Origin of the sequence: uncultured Enorma sp. (genome assembly GCA_905210055.1) — a bacterium.
Taxonomy (GTDB): Bacteria; Actinomycetota; Coriobacteriia; order Coriobacteriales; family Coriobacteriaceae; genus Enorma.
Map to the genome: position 1 here is coordinate 1 of CAJLVH010000126.1, position 5,670 is coordinate 5,670.

General features: G+C 64.7%; 7 protein-coding genes. All 7 read left to right on the plus strand.

Annotation, left to right across the window (positions count from 1 at the left end):
• Window positions 1–375: N-acetyltransferase (locus tag QZ079_RS07645; RefSeq protein ID WP_297037218.1), on the plus strand; the 375-nt coding region annotated here is incomplete at its 5' end.
• A 91-nt stretch (window positions 376–466) separates the two neighbouring features.
• Entirely contained in the window at window positions 467–760 is a 294-nt protein-coding gene (locus QZ079_RS07650; RefSeq protein WP_291288571.1) for a type II toxin-antitoxin system Phd/YefM family antitoxin, read from the plus strand.
• On the plus strand, window positions 757–1,080 hold the full coding sequence (locus QZ079_RS07655; RefSeq protein WP_291288572.1) for a type II toxin-antitoxin system RelE/ParE family toxin: 324 nt from the start codon (window positions 757–759) through the stop codon (window positions 1,078–1,080). Before QZ079_RS07650 ends, QZ079_RS07655 begins: the two co-directional genes overlap by 4 nt.
• Before the next feature lie 53 nt (window positions 1,081–1,133).
• On the plus strand, window positions 1,134–3,575 hold the full coding sequence (gene priA, locus QZ079_RS07660) for a primosomal protein N' (protein WP_297037220.1): 2,442 nt from the start codon (window positions 1,134–1,136) through the stop codon (window positions 3,573–3,575).
• Window positions 3,576–3,724: 149 nt separating this feature from the next.
• On the plus strand, window positions 3,725–4,261 hold the full coding sequence (gene def, locus QZ079_RS07665) for a peptide deformylase (RefSeq protein WP_297037221.1): 537 nt from the start codon (window positions 3,725–3,727) through the stop codon (window positions 4,259–4,261).
• Window positions 4,262–4,270: 9 nt separating this feature from the next.
• Window positions 4,271–5,194 (plus strand): methionyl-tRNA formyltransferase, encoded by a 924-nt coding sequence (gene fmt / locus QZ079_RS07670; RefSeq protein WP_297037223.1) that lies wholly within the window; start codon window positions 4,271–4,273, stop codon window positions 5,192–5,194.
• On the plus strand, window positions 5,191–5,670 hold a 480-nt coding region (locus QZ079_RS07675; protein ID WP_297037225.1), incomplete at its 3' end, for a transcription antitermination factor NusB. The genes fmt and QZ079_RS07675, both read left to right, overlap by 4 nt.

The window sequence follows — 5,670 nt, forward strand, 5'->3', positions numbered from 1 at the left end:
GGCGAGCTGCTCCTGGCGGAGCGCGCGGGCGTCATCGCGGGGGCGTGCGTCATCGATAACGCGGATGATCCCACGTACGCCGTCGCGTCCTGGCGCGTCGATGTGCCGCAGCCTGAGGTCGGCGTCCTGCACCTCTTCGTCATCGATCCGGCGTGCCGTCGCCAGGGCATCGCCCCCGTCCTGCTCGAAGCTGCGGCTCAGGAGGCGCGCAAGCGGGGCTTTGCCACGTTACGGCTCGACGTGTTCGACAACAACGAGCCGGCCGTGCGTCTCTACCTCGTGCACGGCTATGAGGATCGCGGCGTCTTTACCCTGCACTACGGGGATGGTGTCGTGCACGCGGCACACCTCATGGAGCTCGATCTGCGCGCGTAGGTTCCCTGCTCGGCTTCAGCTGCGGTATGCGTATATATAGACATATTCTGATAAAATATGTCTATGAGCCTTTATCGGTTGGGAGGATGCCATGGCTCCGGATATTAGGCCTTCTTCTGATTTGAGAAACCACTATGCCGAGATATCCCGTATCTGCAGGGAGGAGCGGCGCCCTACGATCTTGACCGTCAACGGGCGCGGGGATACCGTCCTGATCGGGCTCGAGGAATATGACCGCATGGTTGCGGAGCTCGATTTATTGAATTCGCTTGCGGAGTCCGAACGCGATGCTGCGGAAGGTCGCGTCAGCCCTGCGGATGATGTCGTTGACGCTTTGCGCGGCGATCTGGAAAAGATGCGCCATATGGAGCAGGCGGCTTCATGAGCGCGGATGATCGTTACGAAATAGTCGCCACTGCGACGTTTGAAAACCAAGCGCGAGAGATCATGTGGTATCTCTTCGAGGTCGGCGGAAGCTTGAAACCGGCGGAGTCGTTTCTTGAGGAGATCGAGCAGGCTAAGGAGCGACTTGCTCGATTTCCCTACATGGGAAGAATGGCTCGTAGCGCAGCTCTTTCTCGCCGCGGGTATCGGGTGCTTGCCCTCAAGAATCATGTGATCGTATACATCGTCGATGATGCTCGCCGCCGGGTTATGCTGTACGGGGTATTTCACCAGCGACGTGAGTATGAGGCGCTGCTGTAGATCGGTCAGGGTTCGGGTCTAGCTTGGCGCGGGTGCGCGAGGGGAGGGAAGCGATGAGGCAAGCAAATCTGTTCGACATAGGGGTAGATGGCGCCTCGGAGCCCAGCACGCTCCCCACCGTCCAGGCCGACCCTCCCGCGTTCGCCTCCGTGCTCGTGGACATCCCCACGCGCGCGCTCGCAGAACCCTTCGCCTACGCGGTGCCGAGCGATATGTCCGGTCGCGTCCAGGTGGGCTGCGCGGTGCTTGTGAGCTTTGGAAACAGGCCTGCGCTGGGCTATGTAGTCGCGCTTGCGTCCTCGCTAGCGGAGCTTCCCGGTACCGAGGGCCTCAAGCTCTCGAGCGTAAAACCCGTTCGCACCATCCTTACCGACCCGCTCTTCAGCGAGGAATCCGCAGAGCTCGCGCTTTGGATGTCGAAAGAGTACGTAGCCGCCCCAGCGGAGTGCCTGCGCCTCTTCTTGCCCCCGGGCGCAAGCCCGCGCCTCAAGCGCGATGAAGATGGAACCTATAGGCTTGAGCGGCCAACAACCCGAGAGGCGAGCGCACGATGGGTATCGCTGACCGACGCGGGCCGCGCCTTTGAGCCTCCCGCGCGCGCCACACGCCAACGCCAGCTCGTCCAAGCGCTGAGCGCGGGACCGGTGACCACGCGCGAGCTCAACGCGCTCTACACCGACATGTCCGCCGCCATTCGCACGCTTGAGAAGAAGGGCGTGGTGACGGTCGAGGAGCGGCGTGCGTGGCGCGGTGTCGCGCACGGGGAGAGCAGGCTCTCCTCCGCCCGTGCCGAGGTGCCCGAGCAGCTTACCGAAGGCCAGCGCTCGGCGCTCGAGACCATCGAGCGAGCGCGCGCGGCGCAGGCGGGCGATGTCGTCCTCATCGACGGCGTGACCGGCTCCGGCAAGACTGAGGTCTACCTTTCCGCTATCGAGCGCGTGTTGGCGAGCGGACGTTCCGCCTGCGTGCTCGTGCCGGAAATCTCGCTCACCGCGCAGACGGTCGGGCGCTTCCGCTCGCGCTTCGGCGACGCTGTGGCGGTGTTCCATTCACGTCTTTCCGCAGGCGAGCGCCTCGACCAGTGGGACATGGTGCGCGCGGGCGCGGCGCGCGTGGTGGTGGGCGCACGTTCTGCGCTCTTCTGCCCGCATCGCGACCTCGGCCTCATTATCATCGACGAGGAGCACGAGCAGAGCTACAAGCAGGGTTCCGCTCCGCGCTACCATGCGCGCGAGGTCGCCGCGAGAATGGCGCGCCGCTACGGCTGCCCGCTCGTGCTGGGCTCCGCCACGCCTTCCGCCGAAGCACTCGCCCGCTGCCGGCGTGGGAGTTTCGACGGCCAACGCTGGGAGCGCGTCGAGATGCATGAGCGACCCGGCGGCGCTGTGCTGCCGAAGATCGTCGTCGCGGACCTGCGCCGCGAATTCGCGGGCGGCAGCCGCTCCATGTTCTCGAAGCCGCTCTACGATGCCCTTATGGGTGTGGTGGAGCGACGCGAGAAGGCCGTGCTCCTTCATAACCGTCGCGGATTCGCTCCCTTCCTCATGTGCCGCGAATGCGGTTGCGTCCCTACCTGCAAGCACTGTTCCACCGCGCTCACCTACCACGAGCGCACCCATACGCTCGAATGCCACACCTGCGGCGCGGTCTATCATGTGCAGGCGTATCCGTCGCCGGCGTCGAAGTGCCCCTCATGTGGAAGTCCCTATCTGGCGAAGATGGGGGTAGGCACGCAACAGGTCGAGGACGCCCTGCTGCAGATCCTGCCGAAAGATGTCGCCGTCATTCGCATGGATGCCGATTCCACGCGCGGCAAGGATGGCCACGCGAAGCTGCTCGAGGAGTTCGACGCCGCGGAGTGCGCTGTGCTCTTAGGCACGCAGATGATCGCAAAAGGTCTCGACTTCCCCGAAGTCACGCTTGTGGGAGTCGTGAACGCCGATTACGCCCTCAAGATGCCCGATTTCCGGGCGAGCGAGCGCGCCTACGATTTGCTTGAGCAAGTGGCAGGTCGCGCCGGCCGCGGTGAGCGCCCGGGAGAGGTCATCATCCAGACCTACCTGCCGCATGATCCCGTCATCCGCGCGGTTGCGTCGCACGATCGATCGATCTTCACCGATCACGACCGTCAGATGCGCGCCGAGGCGCTCTATCCGCCGTACGTACGACTTGCGCACATCGTGGTGAGCGGTCGCGACCGTGTGCTCGCCGAGCGGCATGCTCGCTCGCTCGCAGCTGCGCTCGTCGACCTGTTCGGTCGCGAGGCTTCGGCTCCCGCTGCCGTGGCTTCGCTCTCCGTGCTCGAGGCACCCGTCGTGCTCGGCCCCGCACCCTGCGTCATTGAGCGCGCGAAAGATCGCTTCCGGTTCCATCTGCTGGTGAAATGCCCGGTCGGCTACCCTGTTTCCGAGGCGATCTCCTCGGTTCTCGCCGAGGTGGGGGAGCAGCGGGGCTTGAGCGTCGTTGTGGATATCGACCCCTATGACCTCATGTAGCGCGACCAAGATGCACGGTCCCCAATGGCTGCCAGCCAATAACCCCCGTCCCTAATGGCGGGCATTCACCGTATATGCCCGTGCATAGCATGCCATTGAGCGGATACAATAGGAACATTCGGCTCTGAGTCCTGCGAAAGGATAGCAATATGGAAATCAACGGCATCGTCATCTCGCCCGATCCGCGTCTGCGCCAGGAATGCGCGCCCGTCGAAGAGATTACCCCCGAGGTGTGCGCTTTGGCGGAGCGCATGAAGGAAGAGATGTTCGAAAGCAGCGGTTGCGGACTTGCCGCCCCGCAGTTGGGCGAGCTCATTCAGCTCGTGATCATCGATACCGAATACGACTCCCGCGAGACCTACGACCCGATCGTTCTCGTGAATCCGGTAATCGTCGAGCAGTCTGATCGCCTCGTCCCGTTTTCCGAGGGCTGCCTCTCCATCCCTGGTATCAGCTGCGAGATCAAGCGACCGGACCGCGTGGTGGTGGAAGCGTACGACCTCGATGCGAACCTCATGCGCTATGAGGCTGAGGGCGATCTGTTCTGCGTATGCCTTCAGCACGAGATCGACCATCTGCACGGCATCACGATGTTCGAGCGCCTGGAGCCCATGCAGCGCGTGCACGCTATGCGCGACTACCAGGATGCCCGTGCGCGCGGTGCCATGCCCGGCGAGACGAACTAGGAGGAGCCCATGCGCGTCGTGTTCATGGGGACGCCGAGCTTCGCCGTCCCGTCACTCAAAGCGCTCGCCGCTGCCTACGACGTCGCGCTCGTGGTGACGCGCCCCGACGCCGTGCGCTCGCGCGGCAAGAAGCTCGAGCCCTCACCAGTGAAAGTGGCGGCGCTCGAGCTAGGCTTGCCGGTGCTCGAGGCGTCGCGCATGACGCCTGAGGTTTTGGATGAGCTGCGTGCGCAGAATGCCGACGTGTTCTGCGTCGCCGCCTATGGCTGCATCTTGCCCGACGAAGTGCTTACCATGGCGCCTGCGGGTTGCGTGAACGTCCATGCGAGCCTGTTGCCCCGCTGGCGCGGCGCCGCCCCCATCCAGCGCTCGATCCTCGCGGGTGATGAGGAGACGGGCGTCTCGATCATGCGCATCGGCAAAGGCGTCGATACGGGCGATTACTGCGCCCAGGCGTCGTGCTCGGTTGCAGGCAAGACGGCAGACGAGCTCACCGCAGAGCTCGCAAGTCTGGGCGGCGAGCTTCTGGTGCGCACGCTGCCTGCTATCGTCGACGGTACGGCCACCTGGCAGGTGCAGGACGAAGCGCTCGTCACGCATGCCGCGAAGATTGCGAAAGCCGAGATGCTCCTCGACCCCGCGGCGTCGGCGCGCGATAACACGCTGCGCGTGCTCGCGTCCTCAGATGCTGCGCCTGCCCGCTGCGTCATCGGCGGCAGGCCCGTGCGCGTGCTCGCGGCGACGGTGGCACCGGACATGTCTGCCGCCGGTTCTGCGACGTTCGAGGTCAAAGGCAAGCGCCTGTACCTTGCTTGCGCTAACGGCGTCTTCGAAGTCACCGAGCTCAAACCCGATGGCAAGCGCGCTATGGAGGCAGCGGCATGGGCAGCCGGCCTGCGCGAGCGCATGGGCACGTGGGAGCGGCTTGCATGACGGAGCTCTCACCGGCGCGTCGGGTCGCCCTCGACATCTTGCTCGAGCTGGAGGAAACCGGCGCCTATGCACGTGACGCGCTCGACGCCTCACCGGACGTGCACGCCCTCGAGCGGCGCGATGCAGGTCTTGCGATGCGGCTCGTACTGGGCGTCGTAGCGAGCTACGGCTGTCTCGACGATCTTATCGACGCATACTGCGATAAGCCCGGCCGCATGAACGCGCGCATCCGGAATGCCCTGCGCGTCGCGACCTTCGAGCTCGTATATCTGGGAACGGAGCCGCGTGCGGCGGTGAGCCAGGGCGTGGAGCTTGTGCGGACGCGCGCGAAGAGCGCTGCGGGGTTTGCAAACTTCGTGCTGCGGCGCATCGCCGAGAACCGCGCGTACTACCTCGAGGCAGGAGACGTGGGTGAGCCCGAGGAACGCCGTCTGGTGGCTCTCGCGCGCCAGGGCGGCCTGCCGATATGGCTCCCC